The 22,661-nt window shown below is 66.4% G+C and carries 24 protein-coding genes; 18 read left to right on the top strand and 6 right to left on the bottom strand.

All coding sequences use genetic code 11. From position 1 onward, the window contains the following. The first annotated feature begins 4 nt into the window (after nt 1-4). Nucleotides 5-1,252 carry a glycosyltransferase family 4 protein gene (locus tag ACIQF0_RS46910; protein ID WP_401041428.1) on the top strand — a complete coding sequence of 416 codons (1,248 nt, stop codon included), beginning with the start codon at nt 5-7 and terminating at the stop codon, nt 1,250-1,252. Nucleotides 1,253-1,300: 48 nt separating this feature from the next. Further along, nucleotides 1,301-2,077, top strand: coding sequence for an SGNH/GDSL hydrolase family protein (locus ACIQF0_RS46905; protein WP_401041426.1), 777 nt, complete (start codon nt 1,301-1,303; stop codon nt 2,075-2,077). 3 nt (nt 2,078-2,080) lie between these two features. Here the strand turns inward: ACIQF0_RS46905 and ACIQF0_RS46900 are convergent, their stop codons facing one another. Further along, nucleotides 2,081-2,833, bottom strand: a complete 753-nt coding sequence (locus tag ACIQF0_RS46900; protein ID WP_360048738.1) for an acyltransferase — start codon at nt 2,831-2,833, stop codon at nt 2,081-2,083. After that, nucleotides 2,778-3,239: a hypothetical protein gene (locus tag ACIQF0_RS46895; RefSeq protein WP_401041424.1), complete on the bottom strand. Its 462-nt coding sequence runs from the start codon at nt 3,237-3,239 to the stop codon at nt 2,778-2,780. The genes ACIQF0_RS46900 and ACIQF0_RS46895 overlap by 56 nt, the downstream gene beginning before the upstream one ends. Before the next feature lie 590 nt (nt 3,240-3,829). On the opposite strand from ACIQF0_RS46895, the gene ACIQF0_RS46890 reads away from it, so the two are divergent. Further along, a complete protein-coding gene (locus ACIQF0_RS46890) occupies nt 3,830-4,534 on the top strand; it encodes a hypothetical protein (protein ID WP_401041422.1) in 705 nt (234 codons plus the stop codon). Between the two features lie 106 nt (nt 4,535-4,640). Next, complete coding sequence (locus tag ACIQF0_RS46885; protein ID WP_401041420.1) at nt 4,641-4,934, top strand: hypothetical protein; 294 nt, start codon at nt 4,641-4,643, stop codon at nt 4,932-4,934. A gap of 35 nt (nt 4,935-4,969) precedes the next feature. On the opposite strand, the gene ACIQF0_RS46880 is transcribed toward ACIQF0_RS46885, so the two are convergent. Beyond that, a complete protein-coding gene (locus ACIQF0_RS46880; RefSeq protein WP_401041418.1) occupies nt 4,970-5,764 on the bottom strand; it encodes an inositol monophosphatase family protein in 795 nt (264 codons plus the stop codon). Then, nucleotides 5,764-6,648, bottom strand: coding sequence for a DUF5919 domain-containing protein (locus tag ACIQF0_RS46875; RefSeq protein WP_401041416.1), 885 nt, complete (start codon nt 6,646-6,648; stop codon nt 5,764-5,766). The genes ACIQF0_RS46880 and ACIQF0_RS46875 overlap by 1 nt, the downstream gene beginning before the upstream one ends. Nucleotides 6,649-6,843: 195 nt before the next feature. Here ACIQF0_RS46875 and ACIQF0_RS46870 point away from each other — a divergent pair, with 195 nt between their 5' ends. From ACIQF0_RS46870 to ACIQF0_RS46810, 13 genes are all read left to right on the top strand, one after another. Further along, a complete protein-coding gene (locus ACIQF0_RS46870; RefSeq protein WP_401041414.1) occupies nt 6,844-7,266 on the top strand; it encodes a hypothetical protein in 423 nt (140 codons plus the stop codon). A 3-nt stretch (nt 7,267-7,269) separates the two neighbouring features. Continuing rightward, complete coding sequence (locus ACIQF0_RS46865; protein WP_401041413.1) at nt 7,270-7,575, top strand: hypothetical protein; 306 nt, start codon at nt 7,270-7,272, stop codon at nt 7,573-7,575. After that, a complete protein-coding gene (locus tag ACIQF0_RS46860) occupies nt 7,572-7,820 on the top strand; it encodes an AMED_5909 family protein (RefSeq protein ID WP_401041412.1) in 249 nt (82 codons plus the stop codon). Before ACIQF0_RS46865 ends, ACIQF0_RS46860 begins: the two co-directional genes overlap by 4 nt. 82 nt (nt 7,821-7,902) lie before the next feature. Further along, nucleotides 7,903-8,142, top strand: a complete 240-nt coding sequence (locus ACIQF0_RS46855; protein WP_401041410.1) for a hypothetical protein — start codon at nt 7,903-7,905, stop codon at nt 8,140-8,142. Between the two features lie 321 nt (nt 8,143-8,463). Then, entirely contained in the window at nt 8,464-9,945 is a 1,482-nt protein-coding gene (locus ACIQF0_RS46850; protein ID WP_401041409.1) for an FtsK/SpoIIIE domain-containing protein, read from the top strand. A 95-nt stretch (nt 9,946-10,040) separates the two neighbouring features. Next, entirely contained in the window at nt 10,041-11,657 is a 1,617-nt protein-coding gene (locus ACIQF0_RS46845) for a replication initiator (protein WP_401041408.1), read from the top strand. Nucleotides 11,658-11,678: 21 nt separating this feature from the next. Beyond that, a complete protein-coding gene (locus tag ACIQF0_RS46840; protein WP_401041407.1) occupies nt 11,679-11,879 on the top strand; it encodes a helix-turn-helix transcriptional regulator in 201 nt (66 codons plus the stop codon). Nucleotides 11,880-11,948: 69 nt separating this feature from the next. Beyond that, complete coding sequence (locus ACIQF0_RS46835) at nt 11,949-13,253, top strand: tyrosine-type recombinase/integrase (RefSeq protein ID WP_401041405.1); 1,305 nt, start codon at nt 11,949-11,951, stop codon at nt 13,251-13,253. Nucleotides 13,254-13,393: 140 nt separating this feature from the next. Beyond that, complete coding sequence (locus ACIQF0_RS46830; protein WP_319977720.1) at nt 13,394-13,696, top strand: hypothetical protein; 303 nt, start codon at nt 13,394-13,396, stop codon at nt 13,694-13,696. A 4-nt stretch (nt 13,697-13,700) separates the two neighbouring features. Next, a complete protein-coding gene (locus ACIQF0_RS46825) occupies nt 13,701-14,555 on the top strand; it encodes a nucleoside hydrolase (RefSeq protein ID WP_401041404.1) in 855 nt (284 codons plus the stop codon). Between the two features lie 58 nt (nt 14,556-14,613). Continuing rightward, nucleotides 14,614-17,871, top strand: a complete 3,258-nt coding sequence (locus tag ACIQF0_RS46820) for a GH92 family glycosyl hydrolase (protein ID WP_401041402.1) — start codon at nt 14,614-14,616, stop codon at nt 17,869-17,871. 65 nt (nt 17,872-17,936) lie between these two features. Then, nucleotides 17,937-19,757: a hypothetical protein gene (locus tag ACIQF0_RS46815; protein ID WP_401041401.1), complete on the top strand. Its 1,821-nt coding sequence runs from the start codon at nt 17,937-17,939 to the stop codon at nt 19,755-19,757. Between the two features lie 55 nt (nt 19,758-19,812). Further along, nucleotides 19,813-20,538 carry a nucleotidyltransferase domain-containing protein gene (locus ACIQF0_RS46810; protein WP_401041399.1) on the top strand — a complete coding sequence of 242 codons (726 nt, stop codon included), beginning with the start codon at nt 19,813-19,815 and terminating at the stop codon, nt 20,536-20,538. Here the strand turns inward: ACIQF0_RS46810 and ACIQF0_RS46805 are convergent. Beyond that, nucleotides 20,474-20,863, bottom strand: a complete 390-nt coding sequence (locus tag ACIQF0_RS46805; RefSeq protein ID WP_401041398.1) for a DUF4267 domain-containing protein — start codon at nt 20,861-20,863, stop codon at nt 20,474-20,476. The genes ACIQF0_RS46810 and ACIQF0_RS46805 overlap by 65 nt on opposite strands. 91 nt (nt 20,864-20,954) lie before the next feature. Here ACIQF0_RS46805 and ACIQF0_RS46800 point away from each other — a divergent pair, with 91 nt between their 5' ends. Continuing rightward, complete coding sequence (locus ACIQF0_RS46800; RefSeq protein ID WP_401041397.1) at nt 20,955-21,542, top strand: TetR/AcrR family transcriptional regulator; 588 nt, start codon at nt 20,955-20,957, stop codon at nt 21,540-21,542. Here ACIQF0_RS46800 and ACIQF0_RS46795 read toward each other — a convergent pair. Next, entirely contained in the window at nt 21,501-22,661 is a 1,161-nt protein-coding gene (locus tag ACIQF0_RS46795; RefSeq protein ID WP_401041396.1) for a class I SAM-dependent methyltransferase, read from the bottom strand. The two genes, ACIQF0_RS46800 and ACIQF0_RS46795, sit on opposite strands and share 42 nt — an antisense overlap.

Raw genomic sequence — 22,661 nt, 5'->3', positions numbered from 1 at the left:
CGGGATGCGCGTGCTGATGTTGTCGTGGGAGTACCCGCCGGTGGTCGTCGGCGGGCTGGGCAGGCACGTCCACGCGCTCGCGACACAGCTGGCCGCGCAGGGGCACGACGTCGTCGTGCTGTGCCGCCAACCTTCCGGCACCGACGCGATCACGCATCCCACCGTGGACGTGGTGAGCGAGGGCGTGCGGCTGGTCCGCGTCGCCGAGGACCCCGCGCACTTCGTGTTCGAGAAGGACCTGTTGGCGTGGACGCTCGCGATGGGTCACGCGATGACGCGTGCCGGGCTGGCGTTGGACTCGTGGCGTCCCGACGTCGTGCACGCGCACGATTGGTTGGTCGCGCATCCGGCCGTGGCGCTCGCCGAGGCGTTCGGCGTGCCGTTGGTGGCGACGATCCACGCGACCGAGGCCGGGCGGCACTCCGGCTGGCTCTCGCACCCGCTGAACCAGCAGGTGCACTCGGTGGAGTGGTGGCTGGCGAACCGCGCCGACTCGCTGATCACCTGCTCGTCGGCGATGCGCGGCGAGGTCGCGCATCTGTTCGAAGTGGACACCGCCGACGTTTCCGTGCTGCACAACGGCATCGAGCCCGGCGGCTGGAAGGTGCGCGCGAAGGACGTCGGCGCCGCTCGCCGCACGTACTCGCCGCACGGTGATCCGCTGTTGCTCTTCTTCGGCCGGATCGAGTGGGAGAAGGGCATCCAGGACCTGATCGCCGCCCTCCCCCGGATCCGCCGTTTCCACCGGGGCACAAGGGTTGTGGTGGCCGGTGGCGGTTCGCAGACCGAGTGGCTGCAGGACCAGGCGCGCAAGCACCGCGTGCTGCGGGCCGTGGAGTTCGTCGGCCATCTGTCCGACAGGTCTTTGGCGGCGTTGCTCACAGCGGCCGACGCCGTCGTGCTGCCCTCCCGCTACGAACCTTTCGGCATCGTGGCACTGGAAGCGGCGGCCGCCGGCACGCCCCTGGTCGCGTCGACCGCCGGCGGGCTCGGCGAGGTCGTGCTGGACGGGGTGACCGGGCTGTCGTTCACCCCCGGTGACGTGGACGGACTCACCCGCGCCGTCCGTGACGTGCTGTCGGACCCCGCCTCGGCCGCCTCCCGTGCCCGCGCCGCGAAAGCGCGTCTGGTCTCCGACTTCAACTGGGCCACGATCGCCACCGACACGGCTTCGGTCTACGCCAAGGCTTTGGTGCGCGAACCACGCGTCCTGGGCCGCCCCAAGATCGCTACGGGCAATCTGTTCACCTAGGTCCGCTACAGTCGCCGGTCCCGTTAACAACAGGTGACCGAGGACTGAATGAAATACCAACGCTTCGTGGCGCTCGGGGACAGCTGCACCGAGGGCCTGGACGACCTGCTTCCCGACGGCCGCTACCGGGGCTGGGCGGACCGAGTCGCGTCCGCACTGGACGCGCCGGGCTTCCGCTACGCCAATCTCGGCGTGCGCGGCCGCCGTCTCGACCAGATGCTGGTGGAGCAGGTCCCGTCCGCGGCGGCGTTGAAGCCAGACCTCGTCGTGCTCTTCGGCGGCGGCAACGACGTGATGTCCAACGCGACCCTGGACCAGATCGCCGAGCGGGCAGACGCGATGGTGCGCGCCGTGACGTCGTTCGCGCCAACAGTCGCCGTCTTCACGTTGAGCGACATCTCGCACCGCATGCCGTTCGGCCGGCGTATGCGTCCGCGCATCGAGACCTTGAACGCCGCCATGCGCGCCGCAGCGTCCTGCTACGGCGCTGTGCTGGTCGACGTGGAGGCCGACGAGTGCGTGCACGACTCACGCTACTTCGGCCCAGACCGCCTGCACCTGTCGTCGTTGGGGCACAGGCGGTTGGCCGGCCACGTGCTGTCGGCGCTGGACATCGCGTTCGATGAATCCTGGCTGACGCCGCTGGAGGGCACGGCCGCGAGCGCCTCGGTTCTCGATCACTGGCGGTGGCTGCGCGACCAGGTGCTGCCGGTGGCCTACACGCGGACGCGCAACAAGCTCATCGGGCGGCAGCCGGGTGACGGCTTCGTGCCCAAGCGCCCGCAGCTCGCGCCGCTGACCTGGCAGCGGCACGCAACTCGCTGACCGTCAGGCGGACGCGTCCTCAGCCCGCTTGGCCAGAGCGTCCTTGGCCTTGCGGGCCATGTCCGCGATGTCCGCCCGCCGCTGCGCATCGGCCTCGTAGTCGGCCCGCCGATCCCGCACCACCCGAGCCGGCATCCCGACCGCGATCTTGAAGTCCGGCACGTCCCCACGCACCACGGCGTGCGCGCCGAGCACACACCCGCGACCGACACGAGTGCCGCGCAGCACGGTCACCTTGGCCCCGAGCCAGCAGTCCGGCCCGATGCGCACCGGCGACTTCACGATGCCCTGGTCCTTGATCGGCAGCGTGATGTCCTCGACCTTGTGGTCGAAGTCGCAGATGTAGACCCAGTCCGCGACCAGCGAGGACGCGCCGATCTCGATGTCGAGGTAGCAGTTGACCGTGTTGTCCTTGCCGAACACGACCTTGTCGCCGATGCGCAGCGACCCCTCGTGGCACCGGATGGCGTTGCCGTCGCCGATGTGCACCCAGCGGCCGATCTCCAGGCGGCCGAAGCCGGGGCGGGCCATGACCTCGACGCGCTTGCCGAAGAACACCATGCCGCGCAGCACCACGTGCGGGTTGAGCAGGCGGAACTTCAGCAGCCGGTAGTACCGCACGATGTACCAGGGGGTGTAGGCGCGGTGGCGCAGGACCCAGCGCAGGGAGGCCATCGTGAGGAACCGCGCCTGCATCGGGTCACGGCGCGACCTGCGCCAGCGAGTCCAGACGGGTGCGCCCCACATCGATGTCATGCGGGCACTTTATCTTTTGACCAGTGCCGCCATCGACGCCCCCTTGCCCTGACCTGCTGGTTTCCCCCTCGTTGTGTCCGGTCAGATCTGGTCGGTTCTGGACCTCTGACGGCCTGGAGACGGCCTGGAACTCGACCACCACGGCCTCTCGTGCCCGCCCGTTTGCGCGGTTCGAGGGGCCGTTCTGGCAGGGGCAGATCGGTTCGATGAAGGTCGGGGTCAGGCTGGCGACGGAACGGAACGAGGGCATCAAGCGGACGGGCTCGGCGGTCGTCTGCTTGGCGGCCGGCGGCGTTGGCACGATCTGAAGGGCACCACGGCGTGTCCACCTCATGGCTTGCGCCTCAAGCTCGTAGACGCCCCAGAGGGAGAGCTGTCCGGGCTGGGTGCGGTGGCGCTTGCTCATGATCGGCACTCCTGCGGTCGAAGGGCTTGGATGAGGCGGTGGCTATTCGCCCCCGCTCCCTCGGCCCTGGCCGCTCCTAGTGCTGTGACGGTGCTGTCAAGAGTGGGCTTCAGCCCATCGCGTAGCGACGCCGCAGGCGCTCTTGATAGCGGCGGCACGGCATTAGACGATTTCGGCCCCGTGGGAGGAGCCAACGCTTGTGAGCTGCACGTTCGCAGGCAATTCCGCGGTTGAGTCTGATCGGCTTCGGGACAATGCCGGCCGAACTGCTGGCCGCTGGTGGTGGCGCGCGGACTCGACCACCTGCGCACGCTCCCGCGCGGGGCCGACAGGCGGAGCGAAGCGGGAGCCTGGCGTGTCCCGATGCGGAGAGCGGGCGCAACGGTGGGCGGTGTCAGCACGAGACGACCGCCCGCGCGCCGCCAGCGGCGGCGGGCCTTGATCCCATACAGCACAATTCAGCAACGAAACTGCGACAGTCTGAAGAACGCGATAGTCGCTAGCGCAACCGGCTGATTTCGCGTGTCTGGGCTCGCTGTCCTGGCGCCTGACAGCTACTCTCTTGCGACTCGCTGCGGCGAAGGGAGGGCGTGGAAATGAAGGCGGCCTTGGCTCGCTTCTGGACGGCGTTTCTCTCCGTCGCGGCGGTTGTGGGGCTGTATCTCGCCGCTCTTGACGTAGACCTGCTTCCAGTGTTCTGGGCCAGCCTATCTTCAGCCGTCTTATTGGGCATCATTCCGATTGCCTTTCGGCAGGCCGTCCAGATTAGCGAGAAGATTCGCAAGTATCCGGTACTCCTTCAGCGAGCAGCGGAGCTGGAGGAGAAGAATGAAAAACTGACAGAAGATTTGAATCTCGCTACTAGCGTAACTGGCAGATGGAGCGATGGAGTAATTGAGGGTCGCTACCAGGTGCTTGGGGCGCTACTTGCCACACAATGCCCCACTGTTCATTTGTTGGGCGTAGAGGCGAATGACGGACAAGTTTTTCTTCTTGGGCAGTGGGACGGCGTCCCCCCAAGTATAAACACTCGACTGAACCTGGTGACTGTCGGGTCGGAATCCTCTAAAGGAGTCTTGCAAATTGTGAACGTCGACGCAGAAAAGAAGGTAGTTAAGCTTCAATGTGTCGATGCAATAGTTCCGGACTTCTGGCAGCACCTCAACGATAGAGCCGCGCGAGATCCAAGCCCTCCGGCGGGAGTTAAATTGGTTCCATTCGAATTTCCGGAATGGCCCACCTTAGATGGTGCTAAGTACGCTATCGCGACCGAAAACGAACAGGCGGAGGAGTAAGCGGGTGGGTGCTACTAGAATCGATGGCAAGATTGCCGCCATCGTCTCCTCTACTGCTGTTGCCTTGAATATCGGGTCAGATGCAGGAGTGCGTGTAGGTGCCCGTGTGGACTTCTACCGTGTTGTGGAGGTTGTCGATCCCGACAGTAAGGAGAGTCTGGGATCCGTGAGCGTGCTCAAGGGGCAGGCTAAAGTTACATTGGTTGAGAATAGGATGTGCGTGGCTGAGACGGAAGCTAAGATTGAGGACGGGCTCTCCGCTTTGTTGCCAGCTATGGCGCGTGCGACAAAGAGTTATCGACCTTCTTTCATGGCCGCGGAGAACGCCGCTGATTTTACCTCGCGAGACATAGAAGTTCGCGTAGGTGAACGCGTTGTTGTGAGGGTCGAGGGCTCTTGATTCAATGCGTCGAACCTCATGTATTGGCAGGTTGGCTAGATTGCGGACTGAACAAGCGACAAAAGCTGTCTAGCGATCCCAGGTGCGACGGCGACGGTATTAGATGATTCTTTGGTGTGTTGAATGCCCGAACTGTCAAATACTAGCGCTCCAGCCTCCCGCGCGATGAGAATTCCAGCCGCAAGGTCCAAGGGCTGGTTGGAAAGAATAACCGCGCCATCAATGCGTCCTTCAGCAAGCCAGACGAGATCGTGAGCTGCGGAGCCGAACATTCGAACGCGTTCGACTTGTGCTGCGAGTGCCGCAGTGACTGAGATTCGCTGACTGTTTTTCTCGGCTGCTCTGTCCCCAAGGGCGTAATCTCCAATTGCTACAATAGCATTCGACAAGCTGGTCGTCTCGCTCGCCGCGAGTCTTGTTCCATTTACGAACGCGCCTCCTCCTGCGGTAGCTGAGTAGTGGAGCTCAAGGTATGGCAACGAGACTGCGGCAACAGTCGCTATTTCATCCTGCATGAGCGCCAGAGAGACGCCGCATAGCGGTATTCCATGAACAAAGTTCGCTGTCCCGTCAATTGGGTCGAGCCCCCATGTGTATCTGCTATTGGCGGCTATGCTGCTGCGCCCTTCCTCTTCTCCGAGGAACCCAATCTCAGGAGTCGCCTCAGCGAGGTACGCCCGGATCTCTTGCTCGATCCTCACGTCCACATCGGTGAAGGTGTCGCGGTCAGTCTTCGCAGTCACACTTTCGGGTCGAGCGGTCTTGATCAGCTCATGGCCGATGAGAACGGCCTTCCTGGCAATGTCTGCCAGGTGATCGAGCTGGTGCATCAAGCAACCTCCTGTGCGCGGTCCCACATGGACTCAAAGACTTGGGCGAACGTCGTGTAGAGACCAGGCATGACCTCGTCCTTCTCGATCACGAGCGTGGGCGATTCGACGCCTCGTGCGTCCGGCAGGTATGGCTGCACCACGCACTTGGACTGGTCAACGATCGTGATGTTGTAGCGGATCGGCTCGTCGTAGACACGGATGCCGAGCGACCCCTTGGCGTTCGGTGATGCCTTCGAACCCACACGGCGGAGAGCCTCGATATTCAAGCGCGTGAGCGTGCTGAGGTGCCCTTCGGGCAAGCCCTCTTCCTGTTCTCGGGCCGTGCTGTAGGCCCCTTTCGGGTCGAGGAACAACGCCCGGATGACCGTCCCGTCTTCGATCGCATCCAGCAGGCTCTTGTCCGAATACTGCTGGCACAGCATGTTGAGCGACAGGCCGGCCATGTCGATCTGCTTCGCGCCGTCAAACAGGGTGCGCGGGGTGACGTTGTGCAGGAACTCGGTTCGTGTCGCGTAGGCAGCGGTGATGTCGGCAAGCCGGGCTTGCTGGGGCAACTGCACCGGGCGTGGGGCTGGGGCGTTGCTCGCGGTGCGCTGGGAAGGAGTCACGAGGCTTTCGCCGTCTCCCTCGTGAGGCGCAAGGAGCTGCTGCGCAGTCCAGCCCGGAAACATCTTCTCCAGGATGCGGCAGTGGTCGGCGTACGGCAGGCCCAACAGGTCGCCGGACATCCATCGGTAGAACTGCGCCTTGCTCGGCCACTGGCCCACGAGGTCGCCGTCTAGCTGCTTCGCGACGCGGTCGTATTCCTTGCGGAATGTCATGTATCCCTGCATGTGCCGCTGCCGTAGCAGCACTCTCAACAGCGTCGATTCGGCCGGCATGACGTCTCCCCCGTGGTGCGAGTTCGACTCAACGTAGCACCCTCATGAGACCAAGACGAGACTATTTGAGTGCTCGGCGCGTCAGACGAGACAGGGACGGAACGCGGACGGGACGAATCGGTGCCGAATCTAGGTAGGCAGGTTCGAGAAGTGGCACCAAGCCGCGATTGAGCGGCCCTACTGAAGGAGAACCACGTGGGTATCCCCGCTGGTCATCGGTTCCCGATCACGTTCGACGAGTTGTTCCCGCAGGGGTTCTTCGTGCTGAGCGTCGAGCGGGCTACGGAGTACTCGGAGGGCAAGCAGCCGCGTCCCGCCGTGGACAAGCTGACGGGCCTTCCGGTGTGGACGGTCCAGGGCACGGACCCGTCCGCGAAGGGCAAGAACACGGGTCAGGTTGTGAAGATCGCTTCGGAGTACCAGCCGGTTCCGCCGGAGGTGTTGCCCGGCACGCCGTTCCGTCCGGCCGTGTTCCGTGGTCTGAAGGTCACGCCGTACGTGCGGGACGGCTGGGTGAGCTACACGGTGTGGGCGGAGGAGATGCTGGCTCCGCAGTCGGCGAACCGTGGCCCGAAGCCGCAGGGCAACGCCGCGCCTGATGCCTCCAAGGCAGCGTAAGCCGTGGCAGATCTTCAGGCGTTGGGTGAGCAGTGGCAGAAGGCTTACCAGCGGTTCACGACGGCCGATGAGGCGAACCGCTACGCGAGTGCTGATGATCCGGAGGCCGCCGCTCGGATCGCGCCCGCCTATCGACAGGTGGCGTGGGCCTGGCGGCAACTGGCCGGTCACGCTGAGACGCCCTGGTGGGCCAAGGCGGCTGCGCTCCACGCCGCTGAGATGTTCGACCACCAGGCGGAGACCCGTGAGCGGATGTTGAGCCACGACACCGACGCCTATGGCGAAACCGGAGTGGGGAGACTGACGTGACCGTGACTGAGCGTCGTGGGGCTACATGGGCTCAGGCTGAGCGGATCGTACGGCTCAGTGAGGCACACGAGGTGTTGCCTCGATTGATGCCGGACAAGACGGATCTGGCCGGGCTGCGGCGGTTTCATGAGAAGAGCGCGGCGGTGTACCGGCGAGTGGCTGATCTCGACCGTGGCCACCACCACGAAGCCCTGTACTGGGCGGATCGTGAGGACCGGCTGGCGCGCGAGTTGGACGGGCGATGAGAAGGAGAACTTCGTCGTGGCCGCCGAAAGTCTGTCTGAGGAGCTGCTGCGGGCTTCGCTGATGCGGTTGTCACGAGGGGTCGTGAGGACTTATCCCCAGTTCGGCGAGATGCTCGCGCAGAACATGATGCGGACGCGCAGCGCGGCTCCAGACCTGGAGCGGGCGGGACATTTTCAGGAACTCGGCGTGCTGCTCATGGATCTGGGGCGCCTGTACCTGGCCGAGTCGGACGTGCTCCTGGCGGCATCCGGGGCCGCAGAGCTCCCGGAGTCAGAGGGCATGGAATGGGAGGGGAGATCGCGAGGATTGGGCGGCGCTTAGCAGAATCCTTGTGAGATAGGGATTTGCGTCGTCGGCGCGTGGCTGCGTGTCGCGTGCTGATGACGCATGCCCTTGGCACACAACTGAATACGGGTGTGCGACCGGTTGGTCGTCGCCGATGGAAACAGCCGAGTTCTTGGCGGTTCTGGGTCTGCTTCCATGGCGACGCACTGACTGGTCTTTCTTGTCGTGTTCGTTGCTACGCAAAGGAATTCCAGTCGTGACAATGGTATCTGGCTGTACGGGTGCGGCGTCAAGCCGAGCCGATGGTCCGGTGGTGTGGATGTCCTCACTCTCCCCGAAGTGTGGGGGTGAGGCCTGATGGGTAGGTGGGTTGATCCGGCCCCGTTCGAGGGGGTGCGTCCGCGTGTGCCGTGGTGGGCGCTCGTTCCGGGAAAGCTGAAGTGGATTGCCGCCGTCGTGGCGCTGATGTGGCTGCTGCTGGTCGGCGTCGTCCGCCTGGCCCTCGTGGTCGTGCGGTATCCGGTGGTGACGCTGACGCCTGCGTTGGTGCTGGCCTGCTGGTGGCGTCTGGGCTGGGGGCCGCTGGTCCTCGTGCTGCTGGCGGTCGCGGCCGGCCTGGTGATTTGGTGGGGCCTGTCTCGGGGTTCGTTCCGTGGTCAGGTGTGGTTGCGGCTCGTGACGGAGTGGCGTCGTGCCTCGGTGTACGTGCCGCGCTGGAAGACCACCGTGCGTCTTGCCGAGTTGGCCAAGGAGTGGCGGGGCCGTGAGTACCTGCCGAAGCTGCGTCGGGTTCGTTCGGACGGCTGGCGGGATCGGGTCCGGGTGCGGATGGTCCCGGCGCAGTCGCACGAGGAATGGGAGCTTCGTCGCGCTGGCTTGGCGCACTCGTTCGGGGCGCGATCGTGCCGGGTTCGGGTGCTCAAGCCTCGGATGCTGGAACTCGACTTCGTGCACGCTGATCCGTTGGCCCGTCCAGCGCTTGTGCCTGCTCTGTGCAACGACGCGGACGCGGTGGACCTCAAGCGCGTGGTTGTCGGTGTCCTGGAGACCGGGAAGGCCTGGCGGCTCAAGCTGCTCGGCAACCAGGTCCTCGGCGTGGGGGTGCAGGGCGCGGGCAAGGCGTCGGTGCTGTGGTCGATCGTGTGGCACCTCGCTCCTGCCATCCGTGCCGGTGCGGTCCGCCTGGTGGGCATCGACCCGAAGGGCGGTATGGAACTCGGGCAGTGCGAGGAAGCGTTCTCGCGGCTCGTGTTCGACAACGGCGCGGCTGCGGTCGAGCTGTTGGAGGAGATCGCGGCAGAGGTCAAGGAGAGGGCCGCGAAGTACCGGGGTGTCCGCCGGATCTGGGCGCGGCGCAGTGGTGAGCCGTTCACGCTGCTGATCATCGATGAGTTGGCGGATCTCGTTGCGTACCAACCGGATCGCAATCTCCGGGAGCGTGCGGTGCGGGCCATTTCCACGATCACGTCACAGGGCCGTGCTCCCGGTTACGCGGTGCTGGGGCTGGTGCAGGACCCGCGCAAGGAGGTCGTGGCGTTCCGGCACCTGTTCGGGACCAAGATCGCGCTCCGGCTCGACGAGGCTCCCCAGGTGGACATGGTCCTGGGTGATGGTGCGCGGGCTCGGGGCGCTGCGGCTCACGAGATCAGCGAGAACACGCCCGGTGTCGCGTGGGTGAAGACCGATGGGCGCGGCATGCCCGAACGAGCGCGTGCCTTCCACGTCACGGACTCGGACCTGGTCGAGCTGGCCATGTTCTTCGGGATCACCGAAGCCACTGTTCACGAGTTCCCCAACCGCCCGGACGGCGGCGACGTGGCGGGACGTGAGGCGGCATGACCGACAACCGAAAGGAGACCATGACGAACACTGTGGATGGCGCGGAAACCGTTGGGGTGTCAGTCGTTCCGGCAGTCACTCAGGATGTGTCGGGCATGACCTCGGCGGAGCGTGCTCGGATGCCGCTCACGCTCGACGTGGTCAAAGCGGCGGCGGAACAGCACGGGGTCTGTGTGCGGCCGGTGCTGCGTGAGGTCGTGGACCTCGACACGGGCGAGATTCGCATGGTCGGTGTCCGCTGCAACTCGACCATCGCGAGCAAGTGCCCGGCTTGTGCGGACCGCAACCGGCGTTCGCGCATGGCTCAGTGCAGGGAGGGCTGGCACCTCGATCAGGAGCCCGTGGCGGAGCGGGAGACCGCCACGAGTGACCAGGTCGAGCTGGTGACCTACCGGGCTGACCTGACAGCCGAGTACCGCCAGGCGCAGCGTGAGCAGGACGCTGTGCAGGTCGAGGATCTGCGGGAGGCGATCAGGGAGGCTGATTCCGACCTGCGGCGGGAGGGAGTCCGCGGCAACCTTCCGAGCGTGGATCGGCCGGCTGTTGCGGCTCCGGTTCGCTCGACTCGTCGCCGTCAGGACTCGCCGAACCTGCCTCGGAGGAAGGTCGCCAAGACGACTGTGGGGCGGGAGTTCGCGGGCAAATACCGGCCTTCGACATTCGTGACGGTCACGCTCGACTCCTACGGCAAGGTGCGCACGGACGGCACGCCCGCTGATCCGAGTACGTACGACTACCGCCGTGCCGCTCGGGACGCGGTGCACTTCGCGTCGCTGGTGGACCGGTGGTGGCAGAACCTCCGTCGGGTTGTGGGCTGGGACGTGCAGTACTTCGGCACGGTCGAGCCTCAGAAGCGCATCACCCCGCACGCTCATTTCGCCGTCAGGGGCTCGATCCCGCACTCGGTGGTGCGTCAGGTGACGGCAGCGACCTACCTCCAGGTGTGGTGGCCCAACCACGACGAGATCCGCTACAGCGGTGACCGGTTGCCGGTGTGGGACATGCGCGCCAAGGGTTTCGTGGATCCGGACACCAATGCTCCGCTGACCTCGTGGGCGGATGCGGTGGCCGATCTGGACGCTCCGGCGCACGTGGTCGAGTTCGGGTCTCAGGTGCACTCCAAAGGCATCCTGGGCGGCACCGAGGAAGCAGGGCGGCACATCGGCTACCTGACCAAGTACCTGGTGAAGTCGATCTCTGAAGTTGTGGCGGTGGACGAGTCGCAACGGGTGAGTGAGCACGCGGACCGCCTGGCGGCTGAGCTCGCGATCACGCCGTGCTCGGAGCGGTGCGCGGTGTGGCTGCTCTACGGCGTTGCGCCCAAAGGCACGCACTCCCGGATGACTCCGGGTCGCTGCCGCTCCAAGGCTCACCGCCGCGAAACCCTCGGGCTGCCGGGGCGGCGGGTGCTGGTGTCGCGGCGGTGGTCGGGGAAGACCCTCGCCGAACACAAGGCGGACCGTGCCACGTTCGTCCGTGAAGCACTGGCGGCGGCCGGAATCGCCAAGCCTCAAGGGACAGAACGCACACGGTTGATGTGGGCTCCTGTCCGCGCAGGTGACCCGCACGCCCCCAGCCGGGCGGAACTGCTCATGCAGATGATCGCCCAGCGGCTCAAGTGGAGGGCCGAGTACGACCAGGCGCAGGCCGTCATAGCCGCTCTGCCTCGACCAGCGCCCGATCTTTCAGCAACTGAACCCATAGCGGCCTGACCAGCAGGAAGGGGGGAAGTGATGACGGAACGACCGCGCTTCATCACCGTGGAATGTCTGTGGACTCCGGCCGTGCTGGCTGAGTTCCTGGGCATCCCGGAGAAGACGCTCACGGACTGGCGCTATCGGGGGATCGGCCCGTCCTTCGTCCGGCTGGGCAAGCACGTCCGCTATCGCCCGGACGACGTTCGGTCCTGGTTGGACGAACAAGCAGCAGCCTGATCGACATGGCCCAGCCGGACCTCACGGCCCGGCTGGGTCTTTCAGCAACCCCGTATGGAAGCAGGACTCATGGCTGGACACGTGCAAGATCGCTGGTGGCGGGAGAAGGTCGACCCGGAGAGCAAGCAGGTCGTCCTCGGCAAGAACGGCAAACCTGAGCGGGAGAAGACCGACCTGTACGGGCTCGGTCTGCGATACAAGGTGCGGTACTACGACGATGCCGGCAAGGAGAGGTCGAAGAGCTTCCCGGACAAGCAACTCGGGAAGGCACAGGACTTCCTGACCAAGATGCAGCACGACGTCTTGGCCGGTGAGTACATGGCTCCGGACGCGGGAAAGGTCTTGCTCAAGGACTTCTGCGAGAAATACCTGAAGGGACGGTCACAAGATCCCTCGTCCCAGGAGACCTGGCAACAGATCGTCAGCAACTACATCTACCCGTTCATGGGCGAACTCCCCGTCGGTTCGATCACCGTCGACACGATGCGGGAGTACCTGGCGTGGATGACCAACGAGAAGGGCATCTCGGTCAACTTCCAGTCCCAGGTGTGGGACATCTTGTCGTCCGTGCTCCAGGCAGCGAAGGAGGAACGGAAGATTCGCACCAACCCGTGTCGGTCCCGCTCGCTGTCTCGACCACGTCGCGTCGAGAACAAGGTCGTCCCGTGGGCCGAGACCAAGCTGAGCAAGGTCGAGCTGGCGTTGCCCGCGCGATGGAAGATCATGGTTGCCCTGGGTGCCGGTCTGGGCCTGCGACAGGGTGAGGTCTTCGCCTTCACAATGGACGATGTCGACCGGGAGAAGATGCTCTACAGGTGCAACCGGCAGATCGCGATCATCAACAACAGGCTGACGTTCAGGCTGCCGAAGGGTCACAAGACGCGGGAGATCCCACTCAGTGAAGGCGTCTTGGAGAGGCTGGACGACTACCAGGAGAACTTCCCGTCAGTGGCGATCACGTTGCCGTGGAGTGAGCGGGACTCGAAGAAGTTCGAGACGGTCAACCTGCTGATCGTCAACGCACACAAGGTTCCGAACCACCGACAGACGTTCAACGACGAAGTGTGGCGCACAGCGGTCAGGAGGGCACAGGTCGAGCGGAATCCTGGTGGCGACGGAATGCACGCCCTGAGGCACCTCTACGCCTCTCATCTGCTTGCACAGGGCGTGAGCATCCGTGAGTTGGCGGAGTACCTCGGGCACACCTCCCCCGCGTTCACGCTCCGCAAGTACGCCCACCTGATGCCCTCCAGCCATCACCGGGCTCGGCTGGCGGTCAACTCGATGATCAAGCCGCGCAAACCGAACCCGTCCACGAGCGGGCAGACAGCGACCGGCGAGACCGTGCCGGATTCCCGGCCTGAGGACGTCTGACGGCCTGGAGACGGCCTGACGGCCCGAAAACAAGATCAAAGAGGATGCTTACAGCAGGTCAGAGCTTGATCTTGCACACATCGATGTCATGGACGAAGACTCTAACTTCGGGCGGCGGGCGCGCTGGACACGGTTCTAAAGTGGCCTCGACGAACGCGAGGTGCGACATGTGGGCGGTCATCGGCGTCTGGGACATCAGCCCCGAGGCGATCGACGCGTTGCGGGCGCAGGTGCCGCTGATGGCGTCGAGCAAGGTCGGGTTGCCTGGGTTCGTGCACGGCACGTGGACGCTCGACGGGCACATGATCCAGGTGTACGACAACGAGGCGGACGCGCGCCGCTACCACCAGGACATGCTCGACCAGGGCGCGACGGAACCGCCTGGAGTCCGCTGTGTCGTGTGGGACGTGTCCGAGGTCGGCGCCGAGTCTCAGGCACCCTAGGGGCATGGCGATTCCTCTCATCATCGACACCGACCCCGGCGTCGACGACGCGTTCGCGATCGCGCTCGCGGCCCGCAGTCCCGAGGTCGAACTGAAAGGCCTCACCACGGTCTTCGGCAACGTCGGGCTCGACCTCACGACGGCCAACGCGTTGCGCCTGCTCGCCCACCTCGGCCGCACCGACGTGCCGGTGATCAGGGGCTTCGGCGGGCCGGGCGGTGCGGCGGACGTGCACGGCGAGGACGGGCTCGGTGGGCAGGCGCTCACGTTGCCGGAGAACGCCGAGGGCGTCCGGAGCGAGGACGTCGTCCAGTTCTTCGCGGACAACGTCGGGCCGGACACCGTGGTCGCGGCGATCGGGCCGCTGACGAACATCGCTCACGCGCTCGAGGCCGGCGTCGAGTTCCCGAGGCTGATCGTCATGGGTGGCGGGCTCGGCCTCGGCAACATGACCGCGCGGGCCGAGTTCAACTTCTGGGCGGACGCCAAGGCCGCGCGGACGGTCATCCGCACGGGCAACCCGATCGTCGTGCCGCTCAACCTGACGCAGCGGTGCATCGCGGACACCGAGTTCCTCGCGAACGTCGACCCCGTGCTGAGCAACCTCACCGGCACCTACCGGGCCTACCTCGCCCGGCATTCCGAGCAGAACATGTCCGGGCGCGAGGAGGGCATCCTGATCCACGACGCCGTCGCCGTGGCGGAGGCGATCGTGCCCGGCACCCTGCACCTGAGGACCCACGGCCTCGACATCGACGACGAGGGCGCGCTGGTCGGGGGAAAGCACCAGGTAGAGGTCGCGGAGGACTGCGATTGGCCCGCGCTGAGGGCCTTCATGGAGCAGCGCTTGTCCGTTTGACGACAACTTCACGTCGCTGTCTGGGGTTGGGCGGGCACGGAAAGTAGGGTCCGCGACCATGCAGCGAAGAGTCCTCACGACAGCTGCGGTAGCGGTGGCCATGACGTTCGGAGTGGTCCCTGCCTCCGCTCAGCCCCAGATTCAGGTGGTGCCGGATCCGGCGGCACACGTGAACCCGTTCATCGGCACGACCAACCTCGGGAACACCTTTCCCGGCGCGGTCGTGCCGTTCGGCATGTTCTCCTTCAGCCCGGAGGCCAGTCGCGGCAACACCCTGCGCGCCGCGGCTCCCGGCGGATACCGGTACGACGCCACGAAGATCCGCGGCTTCAGCCTCACCCACATGTCCGGGACCGGCTGCGCGGGCGGAAGCGGTGACATCCCGATCTTCCCGCACGTCGGGGCCGTCACCACGTCGCCGACCACGGACGCGACCGACGCGGTCTACGCCAGCGAGTTCGCGCACGCGGACGAGGTGGCCAAGCCCGGCCGCTACGACGTGACCCTGAAGTCCGGCGCCAAGGCCGAACTGTCCGCCACCGAACGCACCGGTGCCGCGCGGTTCAGCTTCCCCGCCGACAAGCCTGCCACGGTGCTGATCAACACCTCCAAGTCGCAGGTCGGCTCGTCGGACGCCCAGACGGTGATCGACAAGGACAAGCGGACGATCACCGGCAGCGTCACGAGCGGCAACTTCTGCGGCTACATCAACCAGGTCGGCCGCCGCAGCTACTACACGTTGCACTTCGTGGCGGAGTTCGACCAGGAGTTCACCGAGGTCGGCACGTACCAGGACAACGTTGTCACGGCCGGAAGCACGTCCTCCAAGGGCGGCACGACGTACGGGACGAACGGCTGGCCGGTGCTCGGCAAGGGTTCCGGCGCCTACCTCGGGTTCGCGCCCGGTTCGCAGGTCGGCGTCAAGGTCGGCATCTCCTACGTCAGCCTGGACAACGCGAAGGCGAACCTCAAGGCCGAGAACAAGGGTCAGTCCATTGAGGACATGAGGGACAACGCGTACATCGCGTGGCAGAAGCAGCTCAAGCGCATCGAGGTCGGCGGCGGCTCCGATGACGAGCGGACGAAGTTCTACACCGCGCTGTACCACTCCCTGCTGCACCCCAACCTGTTCAGCGACGTCAACGGCGAGTACGCCGGGTTCGACGGCAAGACCCACAAGATCGACAAGAAACGGCAGAAGGCCCAGTACGGCACGTTCTCCGGCTGGGACATCTACCGCTCGCAGCTGCAGCTGCTCACCATGCTGGAACCGCAGATCGGCTCGGACATCGCGCAGTCGCTGCTCAACCAGTCCGAGCAGAACAACGGCGTGTGGGACCGCTGGACGCACAACGGCGGCGGCACGCACGTGATGAACGGCGACCCGGCACCGATCGCGCTGGCGGCCATCTCGGCGTTCGGCGGCAACGACTACGACGTCAAGGCGTCGCTGAAGTCGTTGGTGAAGGCCGCGACCGTGCCCACGGCGCTGGACCTGAGCAAGGACGGCTGGGCCGTGATGTCGGTCGGGCAGCGGCCGTCGCTCGACAAGTACCTGCAGAACAAGTACATGCCGTCCATCTCGAACGCGTGGGGCGGCGCGGCGGAGACGCTGGAGATCTCCGCGGCGGACTTCGCGATCAGTCAGCTCGCCGAACGCAGCGGCGACAAGAAGGTCGCGAAGACGTTCGCCGAACGCGCGCAGTGGTGGCAGAACAACTTCGACCCGGTCGCCGACAGCACCGGCGGCTACATCCGCAACCGCAACGCCGACGGCACGTGGGTCAAGGACTTCACGCCCGACACCGGCAACGGGTTCGTGGAGGGCAGCAGCGCCCAGTACACGTGGATGGTCACGCACAACGTCGCCGGTCTCGTCGACTCGCTGGGTGGCCGCGAACGCGCCAACAAGCGGCTGGACGACTTCTTCCACAACGCCGACGGCAGCTGGGCTCTGACGGGTCGCGGTGGCGCGAAGTCCGAACTGGACAACGAGCCGTCGGTGAACGTGCCGTGGCTCTACAACTACACGGGCCAGCCCGCCAAGGCGCAGGAGACGTTGCGCGAGACGATCGGCACGCTGTGGAAGAACGCCCCCGGCGGCATTCCCGGCAACGACGACCTCGGCGCGATGTCGTCGTGGTTCGTGTTCACCGCGATGGGCATCTACCCGCAGGTGCCGTCGCGCGCCGAGCTGGTGCTGAGCAGCCCGCTGTTCACGTCGGTGAAGATCAACCGCGGTGGCGGCAAGGACATCACGATCAACGCACCTCAGGCCAACGCCGCCACGAAGTACGTGCAGTCGTTGAAGGTCAACGGCAAGGCGTCCTCGAAGACGTGGCTGCCGGAGTCGTTCGTGGAACGCGGCGGCAAGCTCGACTTCGTGCTGGGCAAGACCGCTTCCTCCTGGGGCACCGGTGCTTCCGACGCCCCGCCGTCGTTCCGCGACGGCGAGAAGCCGATCAAGCACGACCAGCCGTACTTCCTGACCGTCGAACCGCGGCAGCTCGTGCTCGAGCCCGGCAAGTCGGTCACGGCGAAGGTCAACTCGGTCAAGCTCTACGACGGTGACCCGAAGGCGACCTACACGGTCACCGGCCCGGAGACGCTGAAGTTCACGCCCACCACCGGTGCCGTGCCTTCGGAGTTCACGGTCACCGCCGCACCCGATGCGGCACAAGGCTTCTACGACATCACCGTGACGGTGAACGTCGAGGGCGCGGCCAAACCGGTCGTGCTGCCGCAGACGGTGAAGGTGGCGCCGGCGGGCAGCATGCTCGCCGCCGTGAACAACGTGGGCGCCTCCGCCGACGCGGACGGCGAGGGCGACTTCGACGGCGGCGGCTACAGCTACTCGCGGGAAGCGCTGGCCACGGCCGGTCTTCCGCCTGGCGGCACCGCGACCGTCGACGGCCTCACCTTCACGTGGCCGTCGTCGCCTCCCGGCCGTCCCGACAACGCGACCGCCAAGAAGCAAACGCTTGCCCTGTCCGGAACCAAGCTCGCCTTCGTCGGCTCCGCGGCCAACGGAGCGCGAACGAAGCCGGCCACGGTGACGTTCACCGACGGCACCACGGCCTCGGTGGACATCGGCTTCAGCGACTGGACGCTGGGCGGCGGCGGGGCGGCACCGAGCTACGGCAACGTGATCGTCGCGAACACGCCGTACCGCAACACGCTGGGCGGCGGCAACGAGAAGGTCGCCACGCACATCTTCGCGACGAAGACGTACGTGGCTCCGGAGGGCAAGACGCTGGCGAGCGTCATGCTGCCGGATGACGGCGACATGCACATCTTCGCCGTGGCACTGGGTTAGGCCATCCCGGTGGGTGCGGCTCGGTTCACCGGCCGAGCCGCACCCGCCGAGGGGATGATCCCGAAGTGACCGACATCGAGCAGCGGCTCATCAGGGCGGCCCGCGACGGCGAGTGGCTGGAGTGCGCCGAGCCCGGCACCGTGGTGCGGGCCGGGCTGATCCGGGAACTGCTGATGGGTCGCCTCGGCGAGCTCGATCCTGGCGGGGTGAAACTGCGCGGGGTTCGGATCGAGGGCACCCTCGACCTCGTCCGCGTGAAAGCCGTGGCCGGCTTGAGCTTCAGCGACTGCACGCTCGACGAACCCGTCATGGCCCGTTACGCGAGCTTGCCGGAACTGCACTTCTACGGCGGAAGTTGTGCAGGGATCCACGCGAACGGCCTCCAGCTCGACGGTGACCTGTTCCTGCGCGGCGGGATCCAGATCACCGGAGACGACGACCGCGGCACGATCAGGCTTCTGGACGCCCACATCGCGGGCGACGTCGAGTTCGCGGACGTGGAGATCACCAACAACAGCGGCGCCGCGCTGCACGCCGACGGGCTGAAGGCCGGCGGCAACCTGACCTTGCGAGGCGTGCGGATCGCCGGGTCCGGCCGCAGCGCGCTCAACCTCTTCGGCGCCCACGTCGCGGCGAACCTCAAGGTGACGGAGTCCGAGGTCACCAACGGCGCCGGGGCCGCGCTGGTCTTCGACAACATCACCGTCGGCGGCAACTTCTCCCTGCGGAAGGGCAACCGGATCACCGGGCACGGCGAAGAGGGCGCGGTCCGCCTCGTCAGCGCCCACATCTCAGGACATGTCGAGATGAGGGACACGGAGATCATCAACGCCGCGGGACCCGCGCTGGAGTCGAACGGGATCCAGGTCGGCGGGAACCTCCTGCTGCGGGACCGCCTCCTCCTCACCGGGCACGACGAGTTCGGTGCGGCCGACCTGGCCGGCGCCCGCATCGGAAACGCGCTCCAGTTCGCCGGCGCGACGGTGACGAACACGGCCGGTCCCGCCCTCAGGGCCGACCGCGCCCGCATCGGCGACTCGTTGATCATGATCGGCGCCAACAGGTTCTCCGCGGGCGGCGACGGCCCCGCTCTCAGCCTGATCGGCACCCGCGTCGACGGCAGGTTCGGTTGTGCGGACGCGGTCGAACTGAGTTCGGGGTCGAACCTGGTGATGAACCTCCAGCACATGGTGGTGGGGGTGTCGACGAGGTTGCCGCACGCGGCACTGTGCCCCGCGCTCGGCCGCGGCCCGGCGTGCGAACACGACGGTCTCGTCCGCATCGACGACTTCTCCTACCCCGCCCTCGGATCGGGGTGGGACTGGGAACAGTGGCTGCACGTGATCCGCTGCCACACACCGGCCTATCACGCTTCCGCCTACCAACGGCTCGCCGCTGTCGAACGGGCCGCCGGCCACGACGGGACGGTGCGCCGGATTCTCATGGCACAGCAGACAGATCTGCGCCGGCGCAGCCCTCGGTCGTTGGGCGGGACGTTGACGCGGTGGTTCCACTGGCTGTGGGGAGCGCTAGCCGGGTACGGCTATCGGGCTCGCCGTACCGCCGCCGCCCTGCTGCTGGTGCTCGTCGCCGCCGGGGCGATCGGCTGGTGGGCCGGGCAGGTCGACACGCGTCCGGGACATCACGTCGCCGAACGGGTCACCACTCCGGGAGTTCCCTGTTCGACGGTCGAACTGGTCGGGCTCGGGCTGGACCGCGGGTTGCCGTTGGCCATGACCGGGATGCGGACGCGGTGCGATCTGGACACCGCGTCGAAGAAGGGACAGGCGTTCACAGCGGCCATCTGGCTGGTGCAGCTCGCTGTGTGGGGGCTGGCGACGCTGGCGTTGGCCGGGTACACGAACCTGGTGCGCAAGCCCGGGTGAGGTGGAATGTCGCGGTCTCCAGCGAGGCTGGTGCGGCGGCCAATAATCTTGGACCGTGTTCTCGGTTTCTGAGCGCGATCAGCTGCGCCGCGACCTCGTCAACGCCGCCGACGTCGATCCACGGGTGGTCGGGGCGGCGCTGACCGGGTCGGCGGCGGTGGGCAGGGAAGATCGCTGGTCCGACATCGACTTCGCGCTGTCGGTCGAGCGCGACCTGGACGCGGTGGTCGTCGACTGGACCGCGTTGATGTACGCGTGCGGCGCCGTCAGCCATCTCGACGTCCGGCGCGGCACGGTCCTGTTCCGCGTGTTCCTGATGCGGTCGACGTTGCAGGTGGACGTCGCGTTCTGGCCGTCGGACGAGTTCGGGGCGACCGGGCCGACGTTCAAGCTGCTGTTCGGTGAGACGAACGACCTGCCGCAGGCCGGGCAGCCCGACCGGGACGAGCTCGTCGGGCTCGCCTGGCTGTACGCGCTGCACGCGCGGTCGTCCATCGCACGTGGACGGTCGTGGCAGGCGGTCTACATGATCAACGGGATGCGCGACCACGTGATGTCGTTGTGGTGCCTGCGCGAAGACGTGAACGCGGTGCAGGGACGCGGACTGGACGACCTGCAGAACGCCGGCGCGTTCACCGGGACGCTGGTGTTGTCCACGCATCCCGACGAACTCGCGCGGGCGTTCCACGTGCTGACCGGGCTGTTGCTCGGGGAGATCACTGAGCCGGAACTGCGCGAGGCCGTTCGGGCGTTGTCTCCCGCAGCAGCAAACCGGCCGTGAGCAGCACCAGCACGGCCGCCGAGCCGTGCACCATGAGCGCGTAACCCACCGTGCCGCCGTGCGTGATCACGGCGAGGCAGTCGCCGATCGGGATGATCGAGTCCGCCAGGATCACCCAGCCCAAAGCTCGTCGGTGGCCCATCAGCAACAGGATCAGGGCTGTCAGGGCGTACGCGACGTCACGCACGCCCTTCACCACGTAGTAGCCGGTCGGGTCGACGATGCCGAAGCCCGACGCCGCGGCGTCGCCGTTCAGCAGGTAGGTGAGGCCGAAGTAGAAGCCGGCCAGCACGACGAGCCAACCCAGGATCGTGGTCAAACGCATTGCATCCTCCGCAAGAATCTAGCAGTGCTAGCGACAGGAGCGACGCTAACATTGCGAGCGCTCGCATGTCTAGCGGTGCTAGATTTTGCGGGTGAGCATTCAGAACCGGCGCGAGCGCGAACGCGCGGAGCGGCATCAGCTGATCATCGACGCGGCCCGCGAACTGGCGGAGGAGGAAGGCTGGGACGCGGTCACCACGCGCAGGCTCGCTGAGAAGGTCGAGTACAGCCAGCCGGTGCTCTACAGCCACTTCAAGGGCAAGGACGCGATCGTGCGCGCGGTCGCGATCGAGGGGTGCGGGGTGCTGGCCAGGCAGTTGCGCCAGGCGCGGCCGGTACGGGGACAGTCGCGGCTGCGGGCGACGGCGGAGGCCTACCTGGCGTTCGCGAGGGAGAGGCCCGCGCTCTACGACGCGATGTTCGTGCAGCAGGTCGACCTGCCGTGGGGCACGGGCGAGGTGCCGCAGGAGCTGCTCGACGCGTTCGCGGAGCTGGTGGCGGCGGTCGAGCCCATCAAGGGCGATCGGGATCTCGAGACGCTCACCGAGCTGTACTGGAGCACGCTGCACGGCTTCGCCACGCTCACGCACGGCAGGAGGCTGCGGCCGGAACACGACCAGGCGCGCCTCGACCTCGCGCTAAGTGCGCTCAGCCTCGGACAGCACGAAGACGGGCTTTGAGCCGATCCTGGTCAGCACGACCGTGGCCGACGCGGAGCCGGAGAGCTTCAGCCGCTTGCGCAGCGTGTTCGGGTCGACGTCCAGCCCGCGCACCAGGATCTCCAGCCGGCCGACACCGCGCGTCTTCAGCAACGACTTGAGCGACTTCTCCGTGTAGTGCCCGTGTTCGAGCACGCGGAACGCGCGGATGCCCGGCGGCGGCTTGTCCCCGCTGAGGTACGCGATGCGTTCGTCGAGCTGCCACAACCCGTGCCGGGCCGCGTAGTGCCGCACCAGGCCGGCGCGCACGACCGCGCCGTCCGGATCGATGATCCACGCGCCGGGCGGGGCGACCGGGCAGTCGTCGGGTTCGGCGTCCGTCAGGGTCCACGACTCCGAGCCGTGCAGCACGGAGGCGCGACGCGAAACCCCAGGCGTGGCAAGGCCTCGGGTCCACAGGCAGGCTTCCCGGACCGCGCCGTCCAGAGACACGACCTCGATCTCGGACGCCCACGGCGCGACGGCGAAGTCGATGCCGGGAGCGCACTTCACCGCGAGATCGACACCCGAGTACACCTCGGACAGCTCGTCCAGCGGCGGCACGAAGTCCGAGGGATTCCACTTGCGACGGCCGGCGGAATCGCGACGGGCCGGATCAGCCGTGACGGCACCGGCGCGAGACACCGGCCGCAAAGCGTCGGCCTGAACGACCAGCTGTCCCGGAACGTTGTTGCGCGCCATGGCAAGCCGCACCGGATCGAGGTCCGACCCCACACAACGCGAGGCCACCGCGCTCAACGCGAAAAGGTCCGCCCCCACTGAACAAGTCACGTCGTGCACGTCGCGACCAACGAACCGCAAGGCGCGATGATGAGCGACTGTGGAAGCCGTGGCTTGCTGCAGAGCATCGTCGGTGAAGAGCCACGAACCAGCGGAGTACAGTTTGGACACCGCACGACGACGCAGCAGCACGGTTTCCACGACCGGGGCGAAGGACGAACCGAGAAGCTTCCGAGCTACTTCGACATCACGCAACCGGGATGCGTCGGAAAAAGGCAACGCGTCCACCTCGGCCAGCGCGGCGGTTCCGGCGGCAGAGCGCAGGAACGCCACGTCGGCAGAGGTGAACGCGTACCCCAA

The organism is Lentzea sp. NPDC092896 (genome assembly GCF_044754905.1).
GTDB lineage: Bacteria > Actinomycetota > Actinomycetes > Mycobacteriales > Pseudonocardiaceae > Lentzea.
The sequence above is the reverse complement of the archived record's forward strand: the minus strand, read 5'-3'. Positions and strand labels throughout refer to the sequence as shown.